The organism is Pauljensenia sp. UMB10120 (genome assembly GCF_030212035.1).
Taxonomy (GTDB): domain Bacteria; phylum Actinomycetota; class Actinomycetes; order Actinomycetales; family Actinomycetaceae; genus Pauljensenia; species Pauljensenia radingae_A.
On record NZ_JASODH010000001.1, the window covers coordinates 58,094 to 84,007 of the forward strand.

The window sequence follows — 25,914 nt, forward strand, 5'->3', positions numbered from 1 at the left end:
GCTTAGACTCGATAGGTGATTTCTGTGCAGGACTTTTCGCTTCGGATCGGTGCACGCGTACTGATCTCGAACGCCACCTTCAGGATTGACCGCGGGATGCGTATCGGTTTGGTTGGCAGAAACGGTGCCGGCAAGACCACCATGATGCGCCTCTTAGCAGGGGAGAGCGATCACGGTGCCGCTGAGTTTACTGGGCACGTGCGTCGCAGCGGCACCATCGGATACCTGGCACAGGACACCCACATTGGCGACCAGAAGATGACGGGGCGTGAGCGCATCATCTCCGTTCGAGGTATCGACACCCTCATAGAGAAGATCCGCAAAGCTGAGCATGAAATGTCCACCCTGGAAGGGGAGCGCCAACAGCGGGCGATGGAGCGTTACGTCAAGCTCGACCAGCGTTTCACGAATGCTGGAGGGTGGGCTGCCAATGCTCAGGCATCGCAGATCGCTCATTCACTGGGATTAGACGATCGCGTGTTGGAGCAAAGCCTCGACACGTTGTCCGGTGGTCAGCGACGCCGCGTCGAACTGGCTCGGGTTCTTTTCTCAGAGGCTGATATTTTGCTGCTGGATGAGCCGACCAACCACCTTGATCACGATTCAATCCTGTGGCTGCGCGATTGGCTGCGCGCATACTCCGGCGGATTCATGGTGATCAGCCACGACGTCAAATTGCTGGATGACACGGTCAACTCCGTGTTCTATCTGGACGCGAACCGCACGGCACTGGATGTCTACCACCTCGGATGGTCTGCCTACCTGCGTCAACGCGACGAGGATGAACGCCGTCACCGCCGCGAACGCGCCAACGCGCTCAAGAAAGCCGAACAGCTGCGTGCGCAGGGCGAAAAGATGCGCGCGAAGGCAACGAAGGCTGTTGCGGCACAGCAGATGCTGCGCCGCGCCGATGAACTGATTGAGCAGGCTGGTCAGGAAATCCAGCATGAAAAGGTTGCGCGTTTGCGTTTCCCCGAACCTGCGCCATGCGGACGCGTGCCACTGTCAGGAGAGGGCCTGTCGAAATCCTACGGCTCGTTGGAAGTTTTCACTGGTGTGGATCTGGCAATTGACCGCGGCTCGCGTGTGGTGATCCTGGGTCTGAACGGTGCTGGTAAGACGACGCTGCTGCGCCTGCTGGCCGGCGTGGAAGAGCCTGATCTGGGGCAAGTCATCAGTGGGCATGGCCTCAAACTTGGCTACTACGCCCAGGAACACGACTTCCTGGACATGGACGCCACGGTGTATGACAACATGGCGCACGCAGCTCCTGACCTGGACACCACGCACGTTCGCAACGTGCTGGGGCAGTTCCTGTTTGGCGAGGACGACATCGATAAGCCGGCGCGCGTACTATCCGGCGGAGAGAAGACGCGCCTGGCCCTTGCGACGCTGGTCGTCTCTGCAGCAAATGTGCTGCTGTTGGATGAGCCGACGAACAACCTTGATCCAGCCTCTCGCGAGGAGATTCTCAACGCGCTGCGCACCTATGAGGGCGCCGTCGTCCTGGTCACGCACGATCCCGGCGCGGTCGAGGCGCTCAACCCGGACCGCGTGCTGGTGCTGCCTGACGCCGATGAGGATCTGTGGGATGAGTCGTACCTGGACCTGGTCACACTTACCTAGAAACTGCAGGTTAACGTGGTCGGACGCTAAGAGTCGACCTCGTCAATTGGGACGACACGGGTGGGAAAATCCCGGTAGGCCAGGTATTGCTGGAGCGAGTCGCGATGATCACGACACGCCAGCCATGTCTTGGATCGGCCAGTGTGAATGGCCGGATTTGACCAGATGATCGCAACCTCAGCCTTACGGCTGCATCCGCGTGCTGAACACGCCAAATCCTCTGGCCCGGGTGCCAGTGCCATCCAATCCCTCCTCGATCCTCGCTATTGTAGATACTATGACGACACGAACGCTTATCCTGGTACGTCACGCTGCTGCCGGTTCGAGCAGCTCCGGTGACCGTCAAAGGCCGCTGACTCCAGAAGGTGTTGAGCAGGCTCGGCGACTGGGACGACGAGTCTCACGCCTGATTGACCACGTTGATCTGTCACTGACATCGCCCGCCGTGCGTACACAGGAAACGGCGGCGCAGCTCCACACATCGATCGAGGTGCGCACCACCTCAGTTGATGACGAACTGTATCTGGCCGGCGCTGACAGTCTGCTCGACAAGGCGCGGAGCCTGCCCGCGTCAGTCACCTCAGTCATGATGGTCGGCCACGAGCCAGCTATTTCAGCAATGGCGGCATCGCTGGGGGCACGCCGATCCTGTAAGGAAAAAGTCCGTTGGGGTGTTCCCACGGGTACCGCCGTCGTCCTCACTTTCGAGGGCAATTGGTCGCAGCTGGCCGAGAACTCGTGCGAAATGGAAGTTTTTCGCGAGCCAGCGTGACGAAAGTGTGAAAACACTTACCTCAACGGTTCTCATACTGTGCACCAGGCGCCCGTACTGGGATCAGGGCGCTACACTATACGCGTACTAGACCATACCCAAGGGGAGAATTCATGTCCGGACACTCCAAGTGGGCAACCACAAAGCATAAGAAAGCAGCCATCGACGCCAAGCGTGGAAAACTCTTCGCCAGGCTCGTCAAGAACATTGAGGTGGCAGCCCGCACAGGTGGAGGAGATCCCGCAGGTAATCCCACGCTGTATGACGCCATCCAGAAGGCGAAGAAGAACTCCGTTCCGGCCGACAACATTGATCGCGCTGTCAAGCGTGGCTCCGGTGCAGAAGCCGGTGGCGCTGAGTACGAAACCATCATGTACGAAGGCTACGGTCCCGCAGGTGTTGCGATTCTGGTCGAATGTCTGACCGATAACCGCAACCGCGCGGCATCAGATGTACGCCTGGCATTTACCCGTTCCGGTGGCAACCTGGCTGACCCCGGCTCGGTGTCCTACCTCTTCTCCCGTCGCGGAATCGTCGAGGTGCCGGAGGCCGACGGTGTGGATGAGGATTCCATCATGGAAGCCGTACTCGATGCAGGTGCCGAAGATGTCGCCCAGCAAGGAGACGTCTTCGTCATTTCCTGTGAGCCGACCGAGGTGGTCGCTGTGCGCACCGCGCTGCAGGATGCAGGAATTGACTACAACTCTGCTGAGGCGCAGTTCGTTGCCTCGACACAGGTGGAACTCGACATTGAAGGTGCCACCAAGGTTATGCGTGTCGTGGACGCCCTCGAAGATTCTGATGACGTGCAGAACGTCTACCACAACATGTCACTGAGCGATGAAGTTCGCGCTCAACTTGAACAGGAGGAGGAATGAGCGAAAATCCCTCTGCTGCCACACCCACCGACGAAGGACGCCAGGTCGGAACCGACCGCGTCAAGCGTGGAATGGCGCAAATGCTCAAAGGCGGCGTCATTATGGACGTCGTCACCCCTGAGCAGGCGAAGGTTGCTGAAGACGCCGGTGCCGTGGCCGTCATGGCACTCGAACGCGTCCCCGCGGATATCCGCGCCCAGGGCGGCGTGGCCCGCATGTCAGACCCGGATCTGATCGACGGCATCATTGACGCCGTCTCCATCCCCGTCATGGCCAAAGCCCGCATCGGACACTTCGTGGAAGCGCAGGTGCTCCAGTCCCTCGGCGTCGATTACATTGACGAATCCGAGGTGCTGACCCCGGCTGACTACTCGCACCACATTGACAAGTGGAAGTTCACCGTGCCGTTCGTGTGCGGTGCGACCAACCTGGGTGAGGCTCTGCGCCGCATCAGTGAAGGCGCGGCCATGATCCGCTCCAAAGGCGAGGCCGGCACCGGTGACGTGTCGAACGCGACGACGCATATGCGCAAGATCCGTGACCAGATTCAGCACCTGACCTCGCTGCCCGAGGACGAGCTGTATGTGGCAGCGAAAGAACTGCAGGCACCGTATGAACTGGTCGCAGAGGTGGCACGAGAAGGCCGCCTGCCTGTCGTCCTGTTCACCGCCGGCGGCATCGCCACTCCTGCGGATGCCGCGATGATGATGCAGCTGGGTGCCGAGGGTGTCTTCGTTGGATCCGGTATCTTCAAGTCCGGTGATCCGGCTAAGCGCGCGAGCGCGATTGTGCGCGCAACAGCGGCTTACAACGATCCTGACACCATTGCGGAAGTCTCACGCGGACTGGGGGAAGCGATGGTCGGCATCAACGTTGACGATTTGCCGGTTGACCACCGCCTGGCTGAGCGCGGATGGTGACACCAGCGTGAGAACCATAGGCGTACTCGCGCTTCAAGGTGATATCTCAGAACATGTGCGGGCGCTGGAAGAATCCGGCGCCCGCGCTGTGTATGTGCGCCACCCTGACCAGTTGACACAGATCGACGGCCTGGTTATTCCCGGTGGGGAGTCAACCGCCATGTCTATCCTCATGCATGCCACAGGTATGGACGAAGGACTGCATGGGGCTGTGGATCAGAAAATGCCGATGTGGGGGACTTGTGCCGGCATGATTATGCTGGCCAGCACTATTCTTGACGGGCGCAGCGACCAGATCGCATTGGGCGCAATGGACATGACTGTCAGACGTAACGCATTTGGCCGGCAGGTCGACTCCCATGAAGAAGACCTGGAGGTGGATGGATTTGACACGCCATTTCGGGCATTGTTCATTCGCGCTCCATGGGTCGATACGGTCGGAGAATCTGTTCGCGTCATGGCGCGTGCCGACAACAAAGCTGACGGGCCGATTGTCGCACTGCGTAACGAGCACTGCCTTGCGACATCATTCCACCCTGAAATTGGGGGAGACAACCGGATCCATTCTCTCTTCGTGCAGATGGTTGACCAATGCGCGTAATGGGGATTGACCCGGGCATCACCCGATGCGGAATCGGAGTGGTCGATGTTGATGCGTCACGCGCAGCGGCGCTGGTTCACGTGGGCGTGGCCAGAACCAAAACCAGTCTGGCCACCCATTTTCGCCTCGCATCCATTGCCCAGGAGATCCGGCACACCATTGAGACCTTTCAGCCTGAAGTGGTGGCCATTGAACGGGTTTTCGCACAGGACAACCTTCAGTCAGTAACCACCACAATGCAGGTGATGGGCGTGGCCATGTCATGTGTCGGGCAGGCACGTCTGCCAATGGCAGTCCATACACCGTCAGAAGTCAAAGCAGCGATCACCGGTTCTGGCACCGCCGGGAAAGCGCAGGTGCAGCACATGGTGGCTCGCATCCTCCGCCTCGATACTCCGCCGAAGCCAGCAGACGCGGCTGACGCCCTTGCAATTGCAATCTGTCACGCCTGGCGAGGCTCAGGCTTGCTCGGCGCGGGGGATGATTCTCAGATTACCGTGTCCCTGTCAGGCAAAGTCTCCTCCAAGGGCACCATGACACGGGCTCAGCAGATCTGGGCAGAAGCTCAGGCGACGCAACACCGCACGGGTGCGGTCGATCCGCGCTGGCATCGCCGCTAAGATGGAACAGATGTTCGTAGCGAGGAGGAATAACGGTGATCGCACTGCTGACTGGAACGGTTGAGCACATCGGCCTGGATGAAGTCACTGTGGTCAACGGTGGAATTGGATGGGCCGTCAAGGTCACTCCACCAACGGCGCACAGCCTGATCCGTGGCAATGAGGTCACGCTCCACATCGTCATGGATGTCAAGGAAGATGCGATCACTTTGTTCGGCTTCCCGACGCGTGACGAGAAAGACGTGTTCACCGTGATCCGCACCGTCTCCGGAGTGGGACCGCGCATCGCCCTGGCGGCGTTGGCAGTTCTCACACCCGACCAGCTGCGCGACGCCCTCGCCCAAAAAGACAGCGCACAAATCAGGAAGATCCCCGGAGTGGGGCCAAAACTTGCTGATCGGATCGTCCTTGAAATTGGGAACAAGCTGGGGCCCGCTGCACACGCTGAAGATGTACCCAGCGAACCCGACAGTGATGAAGTGACCGAGGAAGTCACCGCTGCACTGGTACAGCTCGGCTGGACACAGGCGATTGCCCGAAAAGCAGTCGACTCACTTGCCGGGCAGGGGATGGGGGCATCCGACCTTCTGCGCGCATCACTGATCAAGCTGGGAGGCACCCGTGGATGAGATGGATGACGACCTGTCTGAGCGCATTGTCGCGCCCGATGCGACGGAACTGGAGCGCGCAGCTGAAGCTGCTCTCCGTCCGAAACACCTCAGCGAATTCGTGGGTCAGCCGCGCGTGCGCACACAGCTCGAACTGGTGTTGAAAGCAGCGATCGGTCGCTCTGTCACACCCGACCACGTGCTCCTGGCCGGACCGCCTGGACTGGGAAAGACAACCCTGGCGATGATCATTGCGCAGGAGATGGGATCCTCACTGCGCCTAACCTCCGGACCTGCGATCCAGCACGCTGGCGACCTCGCCGCGATCCTGTCTGGCCTGCAGGAGGGCGACATCCTCTTTATCGACGAGATTCACCGCCTGGCACGCACCGCTGAAGAAATGCTCTACCTGGCGATGGAAGACTTCCGTGTCGACGTGGTCGTTGGCAAAGGTCCGGGCGCCACGTCGATTCCGCTGACACTGCCACCGTTTACAGTGGTGGGCGCGACCACGCGTGCCGGGCTGCTGCCTGCACCGCTGCGCGACCGCTTCGGCTTCACCGGGCACCTGGAGTTCTACGAGACAGAGGACCTGGTTCAGGTCATCAACCGGTCGGCAGGGCTACTGGGAGTGTCGGTGAGCGATGAGGCAGCCCATGAAATCGCCTCCCGTTCACGCGGCACGCCACGTATTGCAAACCGTCTGTTGCGCCGCGTACTTGACTACGCGCAGGTGCATGGGGACGGAACACCCACACTGGAATCGGCGCGTGAAGCACTGGCATTGTTTGAAGTGGACCAGTCGGGACTGGACAGACTGGATCGCGCCGTCCTCGAAGCACTGTGCGTGCGCTTTGGCGGAGGGCCGGTGGGGCTGTCGACGTTGGCTATCACCGTGGGCGAAGAAGCTGAAACCGTTGAAACTGTCACTGAACCGTACCTGATGAGGCAGGGGTTCATTGTTCGCACCCCACGCGGCCGTGCAGCTACACCGAAAGCATGGTCACACCTGAATCTGACCCCTCCGAGCGATCAGGACACGCTGATTTAAACGTGAGGTAGCACGCACAGTGGCGCCGTTCGTCGCGATCGAGAAGACGAACAGGTAGACTGCAACGGGCGCCGTGTACTGTCACGGTGCTGTCATATACGTAGATTTGTCGAGGATGAAGAGGTTTCCCCGTGCAAGGTACCGGCTCGTTAATGCTTTGGCTGCCGCTGTTGTTGATGCTGATTGTGATGTTTTGGTTCTCATCACGCGCTCGCAAGAAAATGGCGAAACAGCAGGAAGAACAGCAACGGATCATCAGCGAACAGATGGTGCCCGGTGCATGGGTGAAGACCGCCGTAGGGTTCTGGGGACGCTACGTGGATCAGGATGGCGACATCGTCATCCTGGAAACGTCGGACGGCACCGAAACTTACTGGGAACGTTCCGTCATCCGCGAAGTCGGCGAGCCACCTTTCGCCACGGAATCAGCTGATCACATCGAAGAAGCCATTTCCGAGGAAGAAGATGAGCCTGCTGTACTTGGGTATGATCCCATCGAACCTGAGACACCCTCGTCAGTGAACGAGGGCGACACGCTCGCAGCGGATCTTAAGGACGAGGATAAGCGGGACAAGAACCGCAACAAGGACGATATTCCGCCCGTCATCTAATTCATTCATCCATTCATCGACTTCATTGACCAAGGACTCCATCACTGTGGCTAATAAGAAACGTCGCCCGGTGCGCACACTTGTCGCGCTCTTTGTTGTGATCGCTATCGGCATCGCAGCACTGCTGATCGGACGCGCAACTCAAGGTGCATCACTCCATCCGAAGCTGGCTCTGGACCTCGAAGGTGGAACCCAGCTGATTCTGACGCCGAATACGACAGGCGAAGACGACCGCAACATCACTGATGAGGACATCACTGAGGCGATCAACATTATCCGTAACCGCGTGGACGCCTCGGGTGTCTCCGAATCGGAAATCACCTCAATGGGTTCGAACAACATTGTGGTCTCGCTGCCTGGCCGTCCCTCAGAGGAGACGCTGAATCTGATCCGCTCATCTTCTCAGATGGACTTCCGTCCAGTGCTGCAGGTCGGTGCCGCAGTTGCACCCAGGCAACAACTGGAAGCGGCTCAAAGCGGCGATTCCGGCCAGTCGGGAGCCGGCAGCGCGCAGTCTGGAGATGCAGCCGACCAGCCGCAGTCGCAAACCCTTGTGTCCACAGCCATGTCCGAGGATGAGGCCCGCCAGGCTGCCGACCAGGATAAGGATGGGAAACTGAGCACCGAGCCGGCGACCACACCGGAGAACAACTCGGACTCGGCATGGATGACCGAGCAGGTCGTGTTCGACTTCCTGACCCTGGACTGCATGTCGACTGAGGCACGCACCCAGACCACTCCCGGTGATCCCGACAAGCCTTATGCCACGTGCTCGGATGACGGAACCCAAAAATTCCTGCTTGGCCCGATCGATGTCAAAGGTGAGAACCTGAATTCAGCCCAGGCCGCAATGGACTACAACCAGACGGGGCAGGCAACAGGCGAGTGGGTTGTGAGCCTCGAATTCGACTCAGTCGGTACCGAAGCATTCAAGGAAGCGTCAACTCGTCTGGTCGGCTTCCAGAATTCTGATCCCACGCGTAACCGCTTCGCAGTCGTCCTTGACAATAGGGTGATTACCTCACCGTCGATGAATGCAGCAATCACTGACGGTCATGCCAAGATCAGCGGTAATTTCACGCCAACCAGTGCCAAGGCACTGGCCAATCAGCTAAACTTCGGTTCACTGCCATTGGACTTCACCGTCCAGTCCGAGCAGCAGATCTCTGCAACGCTCGGATCCGACCACCTGGCCAAGGGCCTGTGGGCCGGTCTGATCGGTCTGATCCTGGTTGTCCTGTTCATGATCTGGCAGTACCGAGGCCTGTCGATCATCTCGATCGGTTCACTCCTGATGGCGGGCGTGATCACCTACCTGGTCATCACGTTGCTGTCATGGCTGATGGAATATCGCCTCTCACTGCCTGGCGTAGTTGGCCTGATCGTTGCAGTTGGCGTCACCGCTGACTCGTTCATCGTCTACTTCGAACGCATCCGCGACGAGGTGCGTGACGGTCGCCCGCTCGTGGCAGCCGTCGACGAAGGATGGGAGCGGGCCAAACGCACCATCATGATTTCGGACGCGGTGAACCTCGTGGCCGCCGTGGTGCTGTACATGCTCGCGGTGGGTGGCCTGCAGGGATTCGCCTTCACATTGGGCGTGACGACGGTGGTTGACCTTGCGGTGATCTTCTTCTTCACGCACCCGATGATGGAGCTGTTCATCCGCATCCCATTTTTCGGTGAAGGCCACAAGCTGTCCGGTTTGGATCCCGAACACCTCGGTGCAAAGTCCAGTGCCATCTACGCGGCGCGTGCACGCACTGATGTGCGCAAGACGAAGTCAGTATCAACGCCATCGGGGAGCACAGCGGTCGGCACCCGTAAATCGCTTGCTGAGCAGCGCCGAGAACAAGCCGCTGCGGCTAAGCAGGAGGAAGCACGATGAGAAGTTACGCCCAGTGGGGAAACGCCCTGTATGCGGGCGAGAAATCCTATCGGATCGTCCCGAACCGCAAGATTTTCGTGTACGCGGCCGGCATCACGCTGGTTGTCTGTGCGCTCCTCGTGTCAGTGCTGGGACTGCGTCAATCCATCGAATTCACCGGTGGTTCGCAATTCTCCATGATCGGCATTAGCCAAAGTGAACAGCAGCTTGCATATGATGCAGCCAAATCCGCGGGCGTGACCGACGTGCGCGTGTCGAATCTGGGTCAGAACGGTATCCGCGTCCAGACACCGTCACTGGACCCCAACCAGACAGCGCAAGTTCGCGACGCGCTGGCAGAGGCATACGATATATCCACAGATGATGTCCAGTCCTCGTCGATCGGCCCGTCATGGGGCAAAGACGTTACCGGGAAGGCACTGCAGTCTCTGGTCATCTTCCTGGCGGTCATCACCGCCTTGATGACGGTGTACTTCCGCTCGTGGACCATGTCAATCTCTGCTATGACGGCTCTGCTGCACGACGTGGCCCTGACCGTCGCGTTCTTCGCGATCACTCGAGTCGAAGTCTCACCTGCAACCGTCATTGGCTTCCTGACCATTTTGGGATACTCCCTGTATGACACGGTGGTCGTTTTCGACAACGTGCGCGGCCTGACGAAGAATGTGTGGGAGCAGAAGCGCTACACATATGGCGAACTGGTCAATCTCGCCGTCAACCAGACGATGGTGCGTTCCATTAACACTTCCGTTGTCGCACTTCTGCCGGTGGGAGCGATCCTCGTGATCGGTACTGTTCTTCTGGGTGCGGGCACGCTGACGGATATTGCTCTGGCACTGTTCGTCGGAATGATTGTGGGTACCTACTCGTCGATATTTATCGCCTCGCCGCTGTTGGTCATGCTGGAGGAGCATCGGTCACGCGCCCGTGAACACAACACCATCGTCGCCAGGCAACGCTCAATCGATTCGACTGACGAGGGTGACCACGCCCCAACATCTGACAGTGCTCAGGTACAAGCTGTGGCGGCGCGACCGGTCATCCCGGGGCACCGTCTTGGCAATGATGCTCAACCTCAACGAAAGAAGCGTAAGCGCAAATGACAGAAGAACTCGGAAGGCGCATCAAGAAACTGGTCGTCGACAATATGCGTGACGTCCCCGGTTTCCCGCAGGAAGGCGTCCTCTTCCACGACATCACACCGCTGCTGGCCAACGGCCCGGCGTTCCAGGAAACTATCAATCTGCTCTGCGAGCACTACGAGGGACGCATTGACGCTATCGCAGGCCTGGAGTCACGAGGCTTCGTCCTGGCTGCACCGATGGCGACACGTATGGGCATCGGTATGATCACGATTCGTAAGGCCGGCAAACTGCCCGGACCGGTGATCGGTGAGGATTACTCCATCGAATACGGCATCGCTCGCATGGAGCTTCGCCCGGACTCTGTCGTAGAGGGACAACGCGTCCTGATCATTGACGACGTGCTGGCGACCGGCGGCACGGCACGTGCCTCGGTGAATCTGCTTGAGCAGTGCAAGGCCGAGGTTGCAGGTGTGGCGGTCCTCCTGGAACTGACGGAATTGAAGGGCCGAGACAAGCTTGAGGGCTTGGATGTGCAGTCTGCAGTGGCACTGTCTGTCTGACATCACCCGGTAACTTTCCAGCTCAGGCGCGCTTCCTCACACGTGGGGGCGCGCCTGAGCCTATGATGACTGTGTGAGTGAGAGAACTAAACCACCGAGCAGGCCGAAAGCGCCGTCGGCAGGGTCCTTTGTGCGGTCGGGACTGGTCTGGTTTGGTTCGCGAGGGCGCACGACCGCACCTGAGATTGAACCATTGGTGCGTGCCTTGCGCGCCAACCACCCGAAAGCAGATATCTCAATTATCGAGCGTGCCTATGAGACGGCTGAAGTTCACCACAGAGGCCAAAAACGCGCATCTGGCGAACCGTACATCACTCATCCCGTCGCAGTGGCGACGATTCTGGCTGAAATGGGCATGACGACGCCAACGCTGGTGGCGGCGCTGCTGCATGACACGGTTGAGGACACGGATTACACGGTTGAGCAGCTCACCGCTGACTTTGGTGAGTCAATCGCACTGCTGGTCGACGGTGTCACCAAGCTTGACAAGATCCGCTATGGCACCGCAGCCCAGTCCGAGACACTGCGCAAGATGATCGTGGCGATGAGTCGGGATATCCGCGTGTTGCTGATCAAGCTTGCAGATCGCCTGCACAATGCGCGCACGTGGAAGTACGTCTCGCCTGAATCCGCCAAACGCAAGGCGAAAGAGACGCTGGAGATTTATGCGCCGCTTGCTCACCGCCTGGGCATGAACACGATCAAGTGGGAGCTTGAAGAGCTGTCATTCAAGACGATGCTGCCGGAAATCTACGAGGAGATTGACCGGCTTGTTCAGCAGCGCACACCGCGCCGCGAAACCTACCTGCGTGACGTGATCGCGCAGATCGAAGAGGATCTGCGGCGCGCCGGAATTCGCGGAACGGTCGGCGGGCGCCCGAAGAACCACTATTCGATCTACCAGAAGATGATTGTGCGCGGCAAAGCGTTCGATGAGATTTTCGATCTGGTGGCGGTGCGAGTCCTTGTTGACAGTGTCAAAGACTGTTACGCCGTTTTGGGCGCAATGCACGGCAGGTGGAATCCGATTCCGGGCAGGTTCAAGGATTACATCGCCATGCCGAAGTTCAACTTCTACGAATCGCTGCACACGACGGTGGTCGGGCCGGGCGGCAGGCCGGTGGAAATCCAGATACGCACATATGAGATGCACGAGCGTGCCGAAAATGGCGTAGCCGCTCACTGGAAGTACAAGGAGAACCCGAACGCAACATCGGGCACGTCCGACGCAATGAGCACCAATGAGCAGATGAACTGGTTGCGCGCTCTGGTGGAAATGGAACGGGAAACAGGCGACCCGGAAGAATTCCTCGACTCGCTGCGCTACGAAATTGCCGGTGAAGAAGTCTACGTGTTCACCCCGCGAGGCGAAGTTGTCGTGCTGCCTGCACACGCCACACCCGTCGACTTTGCCTACGCCGTCCACACCGAAGTCGGCCATCACACTGTCGGTGCACGCGTCAACGCCCGCCTCGTTCCTCTTGATACGCAGCTGGAATCGGGCGACACGTGTGAAATCATCACCTCGAAGTCAGAAAAGGCCGGCCCGTCTCATGACTGGTTGGCATTTGTGGCGTCCCCTCGTGCACGATCGAAAATCAAATCGTGGTTCTCGCGCGAACGCCGTGAGGGAGCCATCGAAGCCGGCAAGGAAGCACTGGCGCGCGCGATGCGCAAACAGAACCTGCCTCTGCAGCGCCTGATGAATCATGAATCGATCCTGTCGGTGGCAACTGACCTGGGTTACCAGGACGTGTCGGGTCTGTACGCGGCAGTAGGAGAGAACCACCTGTCCGCCCACAATGTCGTGTCCAAACTGGTGGAGAACCTGGGCGGGGGAGCCGGCACTGAAGAGACGCTTGCTGAAGGCATCACACCAGGCGATACGCGCACACGCAAGGCGACCTCGGATGTGGGCATCGTGGTGTCTGGAATGAGTTCCAATGACATCTGGGTCAAGCTGGCCCGATGCTGTTCGCCGGTGCCCGGCGACCCAATTATGGGGTTCATCACACGTGGGCAAGGTGTTTCCGTCCACCACAGTGACTGTTTGAACGCAGCCCGTCTGGAAGAGCTCCACCCTGAACGTCTCATCGATGTCTCGTGGGATACGAACCGTTCGAACGCGCAGTACCGCGTCCAAATTGAATTGCGTTCGCTGGATCGGGCTGGATTGCTGTCGGATCTGACGAAGGTCCTGTCGGATTATTCGGTCAATATTCTGACCGGATCAATGTCGACGTCGGCTGACCAGGTGGCCTCTACGCGCTTCACATTCGAACTTGCGGACATGGCACATCTGAACGCCGTTTTATCTGCTCTCAGACGTGTTGATGGTGTTTTTGAGGCGCGTCGCGTGACGGGCACCCGGAAACGTGCGCGTGAATCCCGTGCAGACGAATCGTGAACGAGGAGACCGACAGTTCGCCCCTCGAGCGTGATTTTGCGTAGGATAAGGAAGTGTCAGTCAAGACACATAACCGCGCACGGATGGATCGGTCCATCCACGTCCCGAGAAGGAAGATCGTGACTATCTCGCCTAATCCACAGCAGCCATCCACTGGCTCCCCGGAAACCGCATCCGAACCTGCTCGTACCGAGTTCGGGCGAATGGACACTGAAGGAAATATCTACGTCACTGACGGTGAGAGCGAACGCCTCATCGGATCCTACCCGGAGGGCGCTCCGGACAACCCGTTCGAACTGTACGAGCGGCGCTACAGCGACTTGGAAGCCACGATCCGCCTTTTTGAAGACCGTCTGCCTCACCTGGGGGCACGCGACATCGACCAAACCGTAGCCACGCTGCGTGAGGCCGTTGCGGAGCCGGCAGCAATCGGTGACCTACCCGCGTTGCGTGAGCGCGTCGACAAGGCCGCTCAGGCTGGTGAGGAGCGCAAGGTTCAAGCCAAGGCCGAGCGCCAGGCTGCTCGCGAACAGGCCATTGCAGATCGCACCAGCGTGGTCGAGCGGGCCGAAGAAATTTCTCAACAGGACCCAGAACGCACCCACTGGAAGCATTCAGGACAGGCACTGCGTGACTTGCTTGAAGAGTGGAAGACTTTACAGCGCAAGGGGCCACGCCTGGACAAATCCACCGAAGATGAGCTCTGGAAGCGTTTTTCCAGTGCACGCACTGTTTTTGACCGTCATCGTCGCCAGTTCTTCTCGGCACTTGACCAGAAGCAGACTGAGGCGCGTCGCGTGAAGGAAGGGCTGATTGCTGAAGCTGAAGCCCTTCAGAATTCAACGGACTGGGGGCCAACCTCGTCGGCCTACCGGGACCTGATGGATCGCTGGAAGGCAGCGCCTCGCGCGTCTCGCAAGGAAGACGATGCGTTGTGGGCACGTTTCAGGACAGCGCAGCAGGTGTTCTTCGATGCGCGCCGCGCCAAGGATGAAGCAGCAGATGCCGAATCTGAAGAAAACCTCAAGGCCAAGGAAGCGCTGCTGGAGCAGGCCGAGGCGCTCTTGCCGATCGAAGACATGGACGCTGTCAAGCCTCGTTTGCGCGCCATCCAGGACCAGTGGGATGAGATTGGCCGCGTGCCATCGGCCCACGTCGGCCAGGTTGAAGGCCGGATGCGCGCCGTGGAGGATGCGGTGCGCCAGGCTGAAGAACGCGAGTGGAAGCGCTCGAACCCGGAGACACGTGCCCGCGCCGAAGGCATGCTGGGGCAGCTGGAAGACCAGCTCGACCGACTGAAAGCCGACATCGAGAAGGCCGAAAGCGCCGGAAATTCCGATCAGGTACAGTCGTTGCGCGAAACACTGGCAACGAAGACTGCGTGGTTGGATCAGATCCGCTCGTCAATGGAGTGACGCGTGCTCATCACTGTCATACCGACCCCGTTTTTCGGGGCTAACTGCATCGTGCTTCAGCCCGACGCAGAAGCGAACGTCGTAGTGGTTGACCCGTCGGCAGGTGTGTGCGACCAGATCCGCGGGGCACTGGATCGCGCTGATGCTCAGGTGGGCGCCGTTCTGTGCACTCACGGTCATCCTGATCATGTCTGGGATGCTCACGAGGTGGCCTCATGGGCACCTGACGCGCCTGCACCGGTGTGGATCCCTGGCCCTGACAGATACCGCATGGATGACCCGATGTCGTATCTGCCGATGAAACCGAGCGGCATGGACCTGACGTGGCACAAGCCGGAAGATCTGCGCGACGTGCCTTCTGACACGTTCGAAATCCAGCCCGGCATCTGGCTGCAGATGCTTCCTGCGCCAGGCCACACAGAGGGGTCGGCATTGTTCCTGGGGGAGTGCGACGTCAATATCGCGGACCACGAGGGCACAATCCTGTGGCAGCATGACGATCCAATTCCGTGGGCGCTGAGTGCTGACGTGATCTTTGCCGGGTCGGTTGGACGCACCGACCTGCCCGGTGGAGACGAACGCCAAATGAAACATACGCTTCGCACCATGGCCAACGCCATTGATCCGCGAACGGTCATGATCCCGGGGCACGGGCCACTGACGACGTGGGCACACGAACTTCAGACCAATCAGTACGTTGCGCGCGCACGACGCGAAGGCTAGACACAGAGTAAAAGAATCGAAGGACACATACGATGGCACGGACAAAATTGTCTGGATTTCCCGAATGGAGCGTTGAGGGCCGGCTGATCGAGCTGCATGTGCTCGATTCGCTGCGTCATGTGTTCGAACTCCACGGGTTTTCCAACATTGAAACCCGAGCCGTCGAAACCCTCGACTCGCTGCTGTCCAAAGGGGAAACCTCCAAAGAGGTGTACCTGCTTGAACGTCTCCAGGGACTCGAGAAAGGCGAACACACCGATAAGGACCGCAGGATCGGACTGCACTTCGACCTGACCGTTCCGCTGGCCCGATACGTCCTGGATAACGTCAACGACCTGCATTTTCCGTTCAAGCGCTACCAGATTCAAAAAGTCTGGCGCGGCGAACGCCCGCAGGAAGGACGTTTCCGCGAATTCACTCAGGCCGATATCGACATCGTCGGCAACGGTGCATTGCCGTTCCACTTCGAGGTCGACCTGCCGCTCGTGATGGCCGAAGCACTGTCCTCACTGCCCATCGGCCCGTTCAAGATCCTGGCCAACAACCGCAAGGTCGTTCAGGGCGTATGCGAAGCGCTCGGAGTTGGCGACGTTGACGCAGCGCTGCGCGGTTTGGACAAGCTGGACAAGATTGGGCCCGAGGGTGTGACCGAGGAACTGGCAGAAGCCGGAATAGCAGGCGACCAGGCACGCACCCTGCTGACAATGGCGCAGATCCACACCGATGATGTGGCCGAGCTTCGCGACGGTATTGACGCGTTGGAACTGTCCAACGACATTTTGCGCGAGGGGCTGGATGAGCTGTGTGCGCTGATTAGTGACGCGCATGAGCGCATGCCCGGCGCTGTCTTTGCTGACTTGAAGATAGCGCGCGGACTGGACTACTACACTGGATCGGTCTACGAAACAGTGCTGACCGAACACCCGTCACTGGGATCGATCTGCTCAGGTGGGCGCTACGATTCTCTGGCATCGGACGGCAAACGTAGCTACCCGGGCGTCGGGCTGTCCATTGGTGTCTCTCGCCTCGTCTCCCGCATGATCGCGCAGCCAATGGTGACCGCCACGCGTACCTCACCGGCCGCGGTGGTCGTCGCCGTCATGAACGAGGAAGACCGCGGGCACTCCAACCGGATCGCAGCGACCCTGCGTTCACGCGGTATTCCCACCGATGTTGCGCCTACAGCGGCCAAATTCGGCAAACAGATCCGCTACGCTGATCGATTAGGAATACCATTCGTCTGGTTCCCGGGCGCCTCGGAAGGTGACACTGTCAAGGACATTCGATCGGGTGACCAGGTCGAAGCCGATTGCGAGACATGGATGCCTCCGGCAGAGGATATGCATCCGCGCATCGCGTCGGCCACACAGGAGGACTAGGCTGACTATGGAGCGTTCACCACTGCACAGTGCGCGTGAAATGCGTGATGCGTTGGCGGACGTGTCGATCAATGTCGAAACGCCGTCAGCCCGCCGTGCACGTAGTGAACAGGCTCGAGCCCTGCGGCGCCTCGACGATCATGTGATCCCGCGCCTCGAACATGCCCAGGCACCCATTCTGTGCGTGATCGGCGGATCTACGGGGGCCGGGAAATCCACCCTGGTCAACACGATGGTTGGGTACGCAGTGTCGGCGTCGTCAGCCGTACGTCCCACGACACGCGACCCGCTCCTGCTGCACAATCCCAGCGACGCCATGTGGTTCGACTCGAACCGGATTCTCACCTCCCTGACGCGCAGGCGTGAAGAGGCGGATGCTGATCCTGAGCGCGAATCACATCCTCACTCGCTACGTGTGCGCGCCCTCGAAGCCATTCCCCACGGTGTCGGCGTTATCGATGCACCTGATCTTGATTCGGTCGTGGACGACAATCGTGCCTTGGCTCGTCAACTGCTCGACGCGGCTGACCTGTGGATTTTCGTCACGACTGCGGCCCGCTACGCGGATGCCGTGCCGTGGCAGGTGCTCGAAGAGGCCGGAAGTCGCGGCATCGAGACGGTGATCGTCCTCAACCGCATTCCGCCTGGGGCAACCCAGGAGGTCGCGGCCGACCTGAATGCATTATTGTCCGAGCGCGGCCTTGGCAACGCCCCGGTGCTCGCTATCGATGAACAGGCGCTCGAGGATGGCTTGCTGCCCCGCGATGCCGTCCAGCCGCTCGTTGACCGACTACACGCACTGGGAGCAGACGCCGAACGCCGCAGCGAACTGGCTCAGCAGGCGATCCGCGGATCGGTGCGAGAGGTGATCGAATCGGCCGGCGCAGTCAGCCAGGCTCTCGACGAGGAACGTGCCGCCGTTGAGGCAACTGTGGAGCGTATAGACCGGATCGGGGAGGCTGCCGGGCGTCGTGTCCGCCAGGGCACTGCCGACGGCACGCTGCTGCGTGGTGAGGTGCTGGCCCGCTGGCAGGAAGTTGTCGGCGCGGCAGATTTCACGCGCATACTGTCGCGAGGCATTTCGCGTCTGCGTGACCGCATTTCTGCCTTCTTTCGAGGGCGCCCGACCCCGTCCGAACCTGTTGAAGATGCCATTGAAGCTGGCTTGACCAGCTTGCTGGCAGATGAATTTGCTGACGTGAGTGACCAGGTGGCCGAGCTGTCGCGCACTGATCCGGCACTGGTAGGCGCGTCGCCCTCGTCAATCATGACGGCGTTGGATCCGTCCGAGCGTGCTCAGCGCGTCGCGAATCAATGGCAGCGCGAACTGCTTGCGATGGTGCGCAGCGAGGGCCAGTCCAAGCGCGCCGGAGCCCAGATGATGGCCATTGGTGTCAACGTGGTGGGCGTGGCGCTGATGATCGTCATTTTTGCGTCAACGGGTGGACTGACCGGAGCTGAAGTGGGTGTAGCTGGTGCAACCGCGGCCGTGGCGCACAAACTGCTCGAAGCGATTTTCGGCGACCAGGCGGTGCGTGACATGGCCAAGAAGGCGCACCGCAACCTCGTGGAGGCAGCTGACCAGGAGATCGCCCAAATCCTGCAGCCGGCGCGCGACGCTCTGCCCGAAGCAGGTGACTACGCGCGCCTGACCGAGGCGATTGCGCAGGCGAGCCAACAATGGTCGGTAGGAGCCGAATAATGACCCGTGGTCTCTCCAACCCTGCCGAACGCGTGGATCATATTGCCTCCGCTATGGAGCTTGCCGGACCGGATGTGTCCAATGAATGCGTGGACCGCGTCGCGGATTGCTTGCTGCGCGCACACGAACGCACAGGGCTCGATCCTGACACGACCGTGGTTGCGTTCGTGGGAGCAACCGGGTCAGGCAAGTCGTCGCTTTTTAACGCGATCCTGGGGCACGACATCGCGCAGGTTGGCGTACGCCGCCCCACCACCACACAGGCTCTGGCCGCTATCGGCGCGGGCACGCGTGCACCTGGACTGGTCGAATGGATGGGCGTGCGCGAGCAGGTCATGATCCCGTCGGGCGCCGGCCTTCCGGAAAGTGTGGCCCTGGTTGATCTGCCTGATATCGACTCTATTCAGCAGGACAATGTGGCGCTCACCGAGCGTCTTGCGTCCCGCGTTGACCTGATCGTATGGGTCGTTGATCCGCAAAAGTATGCCGACCACGTTATCCATTCGCAGTGGATTGCGCGTTTCGCTGCCTACGGTGCGCCGGCGTGTATGGTGCTCACGCACGTCGACCAGCTCTCGCCGACTGATCGTAGCCAGATCGAAGCGGACATTCGTCGTCTCCTGGAAGCTGATCAGGCAGCCGGCATGAAGCTGGTGGGTGCCTCGTCGGTGACAGGGGAGGGCATTGATGCGGTTCGCTCGATGATCTCTGAGCGCGCACGTATTGTGCGTCAGCAGGCTGAGCGTGTTGGCGCCGTCCTGGATGAAGCCGTTGATGTGGCGCGCCGGGACCTGGAGATTGAAACTGCTGAACTGCCGAAGGTGCCGAAGAACCTGACCTTACAGCTGGTTAATGTTGCAGCGGGCGCTGCAGGTGTGGGACACGTGACGTCAGCTGTTGATGCGGGGTATCGTCACCGTGCTCAGAAAGTGTGCGGCTGGCTTCCGTTCCGTCTGCTTGCCCGATTCAAATCCGACCCGCTGGCACGCCTCCATCTGGAAAGCTCGGAATCATCAGTGTCATCTGTGCCCGAAGCAACACCCGTCGCCCGTGCCAAATTGAATTCTGGCGTGCGAACCATTGCCGGGCAGATTGCGCACGGCAGACCGCAGGTGTGGCAGCGCCGCGTACGTGAACTAGCCCGCGAACGTGCCGAAAGCGTCACCACACGGCTCGACCAGGCTGTTGCCGGAACCGATTTTGGCCTGCAAGAACGACGTACCTGGTGGCGTGCGAGCGCGATCCTCCAAGGCATCGGATGGCTGATGGCACTGGTCGGAGTGCTGTGGATCCTGGCGGTGCGTGGGGCCGACCAGTTCCTCATGATCCGGTGGGACGTGCCGATGTGGCGCGGTCTGCCCGTTCCCACCTGGTGCGTTCTTGGAGGGCTGGCCCTGACGGTAATCGTGGCTCTGCTGTCGTGGGTTGGCGTGCGCATAGGAGCAGCCCGTGCTCGCCGCCGGGCACACTCGCGCTTGACTCGGTCGATCAGCGAAGTCATCGAACAGAGTGTCAGCGGGCCCCTCGTAGCTGAATGCGAACGTCAGGCTGACATCGTGAAGCACCTGAATGCTGCCGCCTCGCGAACCCACTAGAATATAGCTGTGCGCATTATTTTTGCTGGAACTCCTGACGTCGCTGTGCCCACCCTGTCGGCGTTGAACGATTCGAAACATGACGTGGTCGCGGTCATCACTCGTCCGCCGGCTCGACGGGGCAGAGGCAAGAAAACCTTCCCGTCACCTGTCGCGCAATACGCGGCTGACCATGGCCTCGAGCTGATCGAGTCGTCACGTTTTACCGATCCGTCGCTTCAGCACGACATTGATGCTTATGACGCGGACCTTGGCGTCGTTGTTGCATTCGGCGCGATCATTCCGCCTTCTGTCTTAACAATGCCGCGGTTGGGGTGGGTGAACCTGCACTTCTCGGATTTGCCGCGCTGGCGCGGAGCTGCCCCGGTCCAGTATGCGATTTGGTCGGGTGATGCTCGAACGGCGTCGAGTATCTTCCAGCTGGAAGACGGCCTGGACACCGGGTCGGTTTTTTCGCGCTTGCCGGTCACGATCGACCCGTCTGAAACTGCCGGGGAACTGCTGGAACGAATGGGACGTCTCGGAGCTGACCAGATGGTGGCCACGGTGGATGCACTGGCTGACGGACGCGCATCAGCACACGTGCAGGATACAGATGGTGTCACCTATGCTCACATGCTCACCCCCGTCCAGGGATTCATTGATTTCACCCAGAGCGCGGCAGAGGTGTCGCGTCACATCCGCGCCTTCACTCCGAACCCAGGTGCATGGACTGTTCTGCCTGACGGCAAACGTCTCAAGATTGCGGGGGCCGAGCCCACCGATCAGCCCACACTCGGCACAGGTCTGCTGCAGGTGACAAAGCATGAGGTCATGGTCGGGTGCGCTGACGCGTGCGTCAGACTGGGCCAGGTCGCACCAGCAGGTAAAGGCTGGATGGACGCAGCGGCCTGGGCGCGTGGGGCACGCCTCAGCGGCGAGGAACGTGTCGGCGTTATGGCAACGGAGGAGTGAGATGGCAACAGGACGATATGCGGATGGTTACCGAGCGAAACGCAACGTTGATCCTGCCCGGCTCGTCGCGTTTGAGGTCCTTGATTCGATCGAGCAGGACGGCGCGTTCGCGAACCTTGCACTACCTAAAGCTCTGCGTGCTGCGAAAGAAGACTTCGCATCCTTCGACGGGCGCGATGCGGCATTTACCGCTGAGCTCGTCTACGGCACAACGCGCGCACAGGGCCGCCTCGACTGGATCATCAACGCCCATTCGACACGTCCGGTCGACCAGCTCGATCCATCGTTGCGCACGGTGCTTCGCATGGGAGCTCACCAGATCCTCAACATGCGCGTGCCGGACCATGCGGCCGTCGCCGCAACCGTTGACCTTGCCCGCGAAGTCCTCACTGACGGTCCGGCGAAGATGGTCAATGCTGTTTTGCGCTCCATTATCCGCACCGGCGCTGATCAGATCGACGCGGACATTGACGCAATCGAGAATCCGGTCGAACGCCTGGCTGTGCGTTATTCACACCCGACCTGGATTGTTTCGGCACTGGGCGACGCCCTGACAGCTCATGGCTGCTCCAAGGATGAGCTGGAAGAAACACTGGCTGCCAATAATGAGGCACCACTGGTGACTCTAGTTGCCCGCCCGGGTCTGATTGACGTGGAGGACCTGGCTGATGAAGCGATTGATGCATGCCACACGCGGGTAGCTCCGGGCACGCGTTCGCCGCTTGCTGTTGTCCTGGAGTCGGGCGACCCGGCACGCATCGGCTCTGTTCGACGCGGACTGGCCGGTGCGCAGGATGAAGGTTCCCAGCTGGCCGCCCTCGTCACTGCCGCCGCGCCGATCGAAGGGTCGGACACCGCATGGCTTGACCTGTGCGCTGGTCCGGGCGGGAAGGCCGCGCTTCTGGCGGCTGAGGGAGCCGAGCGAGGGGCACACCTGTTGGCAAACGAAGTCCACACTCACCGCGCACGCCTCGTTGAGCGCGCAACGGCCCGCCTGACCAACGTCGAGGTCATTTCCGCTGATGGGCGCACGCTCGGCGGGCAGGGAACACCGTGGCAGCTTGGCTCATTCGATCGCGTCCTGGTCGACGCGCCATGTACGGGCCTGGGGTCACTTCGCCGTCGCCCGGAGTCACGCTGGCACAGGTCCGAGGGGGACCTGGCGGATCTGGTTGCGCTTCAACGTGACTTATTGGACCGGGCTGTTGATCTGGTTCGCGTTGGGGGAGTGGTTGCGTATGTCACCTGTTCGCCGCATCGTGCGGAAACTGTTGACCAGGTCCGACGCCTGAGCGAGTCGGGACGCGTGGAACTGATCGATGCTGTGCCGGTTGCTGCGGGTATCTCGCCTGAGCCGTTGAGCGCTGACGGACCGACCCTGCAGTTGTGGCCGCATCGTGATGACACCGATGCGATGTTTATGGCTCTGATGAAACGGGTATCCTGAGAGCATGCATCTGACTATTTCGCCGTCGATTCTCAATTGCGATATTGCTGATCTGCATGGCCAGCTCGAATCGATTTCCTCAGCTGACATTGCTCACGTTGACGTGATGGACAATCACTTTGTGCCCAACCTGACGTGGGGCCTTCCGGTTGTAGAAGCCTGCGTGAAGACCGGCATCCTGCCGGTGGACGCGCACCTGATGATCGAGGATCCTGACCGGTGGGCGCCGGCCTACGCTGAGGCTGGCTGTGAGTCGGTGACATTCCATGTCGAAGCTGCAGCGGCACCGATTCGGCTTGCGCGCGAGATCCGACACCAGGGTGCGCGTGTGGGCCTGGGGCTGCGCCCGGCAACTGACATTGCACCATTCGTCGATATCTTGTCCGAATTCGACATGATCCTCATCATGACGGTCGAGCCGGGATTCGGTGGTCAGAAGTTCCTTGAGTCAATGCTGCCCAAGATTCGCCGCACTCGTGATGCGATTAGGTCGGCTGACCTGCCCGTGTCGATTCAGGTTGACGGTGGCGTGTCACGCCAGACGATTGAACAGTGCGCACAGGCTGGTGCCACGAACTTCGTTGCCGGGTCGGCGATTTTCAAGGCAGAGGATGCATACACGGAGATTGCGACGTTGCGCGAACTTGCCGGTTCGCACTGTCACTGAGCTGAGGAATCTAGTTTTCCTTTTCCCAGTTGGCGTGCCATAATTGCCACATGCTCCGGGGTCGGTGTAAGTCCGAACCGGCGGTGAGAGTCCGCGACCCGCGCGTTCATACGCGTGGCTGAACCGGTGAAACTCCGGTACCGACGGTGAAAGTCCGGATGGGAGGAGCACAGGAAGCGTGACCGCGCGTTTGGACGCGCTCGTCATTTGTGCTGCGTGAGCCCCCGGTGCGCGGAGGACACGAACAGGTGGCAACCAGCCAGAGCCAGCGACGCGGCGCTCGAGGAATCAGCAGCGTGATGAACGTGTGCGCACCCCTCATTTTCCTCCTGCTGATCATGACCGTATGGGCGTTGGCCACCACTGTTTTTTCACTCGAACCGTGGCGACTGCCCAGCCCCGCACAAGTCTTCCAGCGAGCACAGGTATTGCTCACACAGCCCTGGATGTGGCAACGGGTGCTGATCACCGCAGGCGAAGCAGTGCTCGGCTGTGCGACAGGTGCCCTTGTGGCGTTGCCACTGGCGTACGCGATCTACAAAGTGAATTGGTTCCGCGCAGCAGTCGAACCGTTCCTGGGTGCAACCCAGGCGATCCCCGCGATCGCACTGGCACCCCTGCTGGTCCTGTGGGTCGGCTTCGGCCTGGCCCCAGTGATTGCCCTGTGCGCGATCATGGTCTTTTTCCCGATCCTCGTGTCCACCGTTGTCGGACTGCGTCACCTTGACCAGGACGTGCTGGAAGCTGCTTCACTGGACGGCGCGTCAGGGTGGATAATGCTGCGCCAAATTGAAGCTCCAATGGCAGCACCATCAATCCTGGCTGGCCTGCGCAACGGTTTCACCCTGTCGGTGACCGGTGCCGTGGTGGGGGAGATGGTCATGGGGGGCAACGGTATGGGCGGCATTCTTGTCCAGCAACGCCAAAACATGGACACGCCCGGAATGTTCGTCTCCATCATTGTGCTCTGCGTGTTGGCAATGAGCATTTACATCGTTATCTACCGGATTGAAAAGCGGTATAACCGCAGTTGAAAAGATGAAAGAAGGATTACTGATGGCACGTGGCATACGCGCTTTGACAACACTAGTGGTAGCGGCGAGCGCTGTGACCTTATGTGGCTGCAGCTCCTCCGAGTCGCCCTCGCCGGCCGCTAATGCCCAAAGCGAAGTTGACTTGCAAGAGCCCACTGACGTCACGCTCGGGCTGACTTACATTCCCAACGTCCAGTTCGCGCCCACATACATTGCCGAGGAAGACGCGGTATACGCGAATGCGGGAGCGAACGTCACGCTGCGTCATCACGGCGCCGATGAAGGACTGTTCACCGCTCTGACAGCCGGTGAAGAAGATGTCGTGCTTGCCTCGGGTGATGAGGTACTGCAGGCTCGTGATCAGGGAATGGATGTGGTTGCCATTGGCTCCTACTACCACACCTACCCGGTGGTTGTCGCCGTCCCAGAAGAATCCGACATTGACTCCATTGACGATCTGCGCGGACACAGTATCGGTATCCCCGGCGAATTCGGTTCCAACTGGCTGGGCCTGCTCGCAATCCTGAACAACGCTGGGCTGAGCACGCAGGATGTCAACGTCGTGTCGATCGGCTTCACGCAGCAGGCTGCCCTGGCGGCTGGCCAGGTCGACGCAGTCGTCGTCTTCACGAACAACGAGATGGTCCGTTTCGGGCTCGATGGTATGAAGGTGCGCGCCCTTGACGTCGACCAAGACGCTTTACCGTTGGTGTCCGCCACGCTGGTGAGCACCCGCGAATGGGTTGACGCACATCCTGATGCGGCGCGTGCCATCGTGGACGGTACGACGCAGGGGATTGAACGAGCGAAGGACAATCCTCAGCACGCTCTGGAGGTGGCGAAGAAATACGATGACACGCTGAACGATCCGGCATCGTTCGAGGGTGCCCGAGCAGTACTCGAAGCCACGATCAAGCTGATGACGACAGGGAACGGAGCCGCCAGCGGCAAGCAGGATCTCGACAGATGGAACAAGATGGGACAATTCCTGTATGACACTGCAGGTGTGCTCACGCAGGCTCCCGATGTTGACGCCGCGGTGACGAACGAGTTCGCAAGCCGCTGATTGCTCGAGTAATGTGATCATGTGACTACATTTGATGAACTGTTTGCAGAACTGACCGAGAAGGCCCAGACACGTCCTGAGGGATCTGGAACGGTCGCTGAACTTGACCGCGGCGTTCACGCCATCGGCAAGAAGGTCGTCGAGGAAGCGGCTGAAGTGTGGATGGCAGCCGAATATGAAACTGACGACGACCTGGCGCTCGAAATCTCTCAGCTGCTCTATCATGCTCAGGTCATGATGATCAAGAAGGGCTTGACGCTCGAAGACGTCTACAAGCACCTGTAAGCTCACAGCACCGCACCTGC

25 protein-coding genes and 1 riboswitch are annotated in these 25,914 nt (G+C 60.0%); of the genes, 24 read left to right on the top strand and 1 reads right to left on the bottom strand.

The window, feature by feature from the left end; translation table 11 throughout:
• Window positions 1-15: 15 nt before the first annotated feature.
• Window positions 16-1,626 carry an ABC-F family ATP-binding cassette domain-containing protein gene (locus QP093_RS00255; protein WP_285014034.1) on the top strand — a complete coding sequence of 537 codons (1,611 nt, stop codon included), beginning with the start codon at window positions 16-18 and terminating at the stop codon, window positions 1,624-1,626.
• 26 nt (window positions 1,627-1,652) lie between these two features.
• Here QP093_RS00255 and QP093_RS00260 read toward each other — a convergent pair whose 3' ends face one another.
• Window positions 1,653-1,868, bottom strand: a complete 216-nt coding sequence (locus tag QP093_RS00260; RefSeq protein WP_285014035.1) for a hypothetical protein — start codon at window positions 1,866-1,868, stop codon at window positions 1,653-1,655.
• A gap of 35 nt (window positions 1,869-1,903) precedes the next feature.
• Between QP093_RS00260 and QP093_RS00265 the strand changes: the two genes are divergently transcribed.
• The 23 genes from QP093_RS00265 (at window position 1,904) to QP093_RS00375 (ending at window position 25,894) form a co-directional block, all read left to right on the top strand.
• On the top strand, window positions 1,904-2,398 hold the full coding sequence (locus tag QP093_RS00265) for a SixA phosphatase family protein (protein WP_070727411.1): 495 nt from the start codon (window positions 1,904-1,906) through the stop codon (window positions 2,396-2,398).
• 113 nt (window positions 2,399-2,511) lie between these two features.
• Window positions 2,512-3,276, top strand: a complete 765-nt coding sequence (locus QP093_RS00270; protein WP_285014036.1) for a YebC/PmpR family DNA-binding transcriptional regulator — start codon at window positions 2,512-2,514, stop codon at window positions 3,274-3,276.
• Complete coding sequence (gene pdxS / locus QP093_RS00275) at window positions 3,273-4,196, top strand: pyridoxal 5'-phosphate synthase lyase subunit PdxS (protein ID WP_058236778.1); 924 nt, start codon at window positions 3,273-3,275, stop codon at window positions 4,194-4,196. The genes QP093_RS00270 and pdxS overlap by 4 nt, the downstream gene beginning before the upstream one ends.
• A gap of 7 nt (window positions 4,197-4,203) precedes the next feature.
• Window positions 4,204-4,797, top strand: a complete 594-nt coding sequence (pdxT, locus tag QP093_RS00280) for a pyridoxal 5'-phosphate synthase glutaminase subunit PdxT (RefSeq protein WP_058236913.1) — start codon at window positions 4,204-4,206, stop codon at window positions 4,795-4,797.
• The gene (ruvC, locus tag QP093_RS00285) at window positions 4,788-5,417 is read left to right on the top strand and encodes a crossover junction endodeoxyribonuclease RuvC (RefSeq protein WP_058236777.1); all 630 of its coding nucleotides are present in this window, start codon (window positions 4,788-4,790) and stop codon (window positions 5,415-5,417) included. The genes pdxT and ruvC overlap by 10 nt, the downstream gene beginning before the upstream one ends.
• 35 nt (window positions 5,418-5,452) lie before the next feature.
• Window positions 5,453-6,046: a Holliday junction branch migration protein RuvA gene (ruvA, locus tag QP093_RS00290; RefSeq protein WP_285014037.1), complete on the top strand. Its 594-nt coding sequence runs from the start codon at window positions 5,453-5,455 to the stop codon at window positions 6,044-6,046.
• A 1-nt stretch (window position 6,047) separates the two neighbouring features.
• Entirely contained in the window at window positions 6,048-7,076 is a 1,029-nt protein-coding gene (ruvB, locus tag QP093_RS00295) for a Holliday junction branch migration DNA helicase RuvB (RefSeq protein ID WP_285014318.1), read from the top strand.
• A 152-nt stretch (window positions 7,077-7,228) separates the two neighbouring features.
• Window positions 7,229-7,687 (top strand): preprotein translocase subunit YajC, encoded by a 459-nt coding sequence (locus tag QP093_RS00300; protein WP_285014038.1) that lies wholly within the window; start codon window positions 7,229-7,231, stop codon window positions 7,685-7,687.
• Window positions 7,688-7,733: 46 nt separating this feature from the next.
• Entirely contained in the window at window positions 7,734-9,575 is a 1,842-nt protein-coding gene (gene secD / locus QP093_RS00305; protein ID WP_285014039.1) for a protein translocase subunit SecD, read from the top strand.
• The gene (secF, locus tag QP093_RS00310; RefSeq protein ID WP_285014040.1) at window positions 9,572-10,678 is read left to right on the top strand and encodes a protein translocase subunit SecF; all 1,107 of its coding nucleotides are present in this window, start codon (window positions 9,572-9,574) and stop codon (window positions 10,676-10,678) included. The genes secD and secF overlap by 4 nt, the downstream gene beginning before the upstream one ends.
• Window positions 10,675-11,220 (top strand): adenine phosphoribosyltransferase, encoded by a 546-nt coding sequence (locus QP093_RS00315; protein ID WP_070727295.1) that lies wholly within the window; start codon window positions 10,675-10,677, stop codon window positions 11,218-11,220. Before secF ends, QP093_RS00315 begins: the two co-directional genes overlap by 4 nt.
• Window positions 11,221-11,293: 73 nt before the next feature.
• Window positions 11,294-13,627, top strand: a complete 2,334-nt coding sequence (locus QP093_RS00320; RefSeq protein WP_285014041.1) for a RelA/SpoT family protein — start codon at window positions 11,294-11,296, stop codon at window positions 13,625-13,627.
• An 83-nt stretch (window positions 13,628-13,710) separates the two neighbouring features.
• Window positions 13,711-15,042, top strand: a complete 1,332-nt coding sequence (locus QP093_RS00325) for a DUF349 domain-containing protein (protein ID WP_480295377.1) — start codon at window positions 13,711-13,713, stop codon at window positions 15,040-15,042.
• 3 nt (window positions 15,043-15,045) lie between these two features.
• Window positions 15,046-15,765 (top strand): MBL fold metallo-hydrolase, encoded by a 720-nt coding sequence (locus tag QP093_RS00330; RefSeq protein ID WP_058236769.1) that lies wholly within the window; start codon window positions 15,046-15,048, stop codon window positions 15,763-15,765.
• 32 nt (window positions 15,766-15,797) lie between these two features.
• Complete coding sequence (gene hisS, locus QP093_RS00335; RefSeq protein ID WP_285014043.1) at window positions 15,798-17,144, top strand: histidine--tRNA ligase; 1,347 nt, start codon at window positions 15,798-15,800, stop codon at window positions 17,142-17,144.
• A 7-nt stretch (window positions 17,145-17,151) separates the two neighbouring features.
• Window positions 17,152-18,846: a dynamin family protein gene (locus tag QP093_RS00340; protein ID WP_285014044.1), complete on the top strand. Its 1,695-nt coding sequence runs from the start codon at window positions 17,152-17,154 to the stop codon at window positions 18,844-18,846.
• Window positions 18,846-20,441: a GTPase family protein gene (locus QP093_RS00345; RefSeq protein WP_285014045.1), complete on the top strand. Its 1,596-nt coding sequence runs from the start codon at window positions 18,846-18,848 to the stop codon at window positions 20,439-20,441. The genes QP093_RS00340 and QP093_RS00345 overlap by 1 nt, the downstream gene beginning before the upstream one ends.
• Window positions 20,442-20,450: 9 nt before the next feature.
• Complete coding sequence (fmt, locus tag QP093_RS00350; protein WP_285014046.1) at window positions 20,451-21,395, top strand: methionyl-tRNA formyltransferase; 945 nt, start codon at window positions 20,451-20,453, stop codon at window positions 21,393-21,395.
• Between the two features lies 1 nt (window position 21,396).
• Complete coding sequence (locus tag QP093_RS00355; RefSeq protein WP_285014047.1) at window positions 21,397-22,842, top strand: transcription antitermination factor NusB; 1,446 nt, start codon at window positions 21,397-21,399, stop codon at window positions 22,840-22,842.
• A 4-nt stretch (window positions 22,843-22,846) separates the two neighbouring features.
• On the top strand, window positions 22,847-23,509 hold the full coding sequence (rpe, locus tag QP093_RS00360; protein ID WP_058236763.1) for a ribulose-phosphate 3-epimerase: 663 nt from the start codon (window positions 22,847-22,849) through the stop codon (window positions 23,507-23,509).
• A 47-nt stretch (window positions 23,510-23,556) separates the two neighbouring features.
• Window positions 23,557-23,683: riboswitch (FMN riboswitch) on the top strand.
• A gap of 125 nt (window positions 23,684-23,808) precedes the next feature.
• On the top strand, window positions 23,809-24,543 hold the full coding sequence (locus QP093_RS00365; protein ID WP_285014319.1) for an ABC transporter permease: 735 nt from the start codon (window positions 23,809-23,811) through the stop codon (window positions 24,541-24,543).
• 22 nt (window positions 24,544-24,565) lie between these two features.
• Window positions 24,566-25,609, top strand: coding sequence for an ABC transporter substrate-binding protein (locus QP093_RS00370; RefSeq protein WP_285014048.1), 1,044 nt, complete (start codon window positions 24,566-24,568; stop codon window positions 25,607-25,609).
• Window positions 25,610-25,630: 21 nt separating this feature from the next.
• Window positions 25,631-25,894, top strand: coding sequence for a phosphoribosyl-ATP diphosphatase (locus QP093_RS00375; RefSeq protein WP_058236761.1), 264 nt, complete (start codon window positions 25,631-25,633; stop codon window positions 25,892-25,894).
• Window positions 25,895-25,914: the final 20 nt, after the last annotated feature.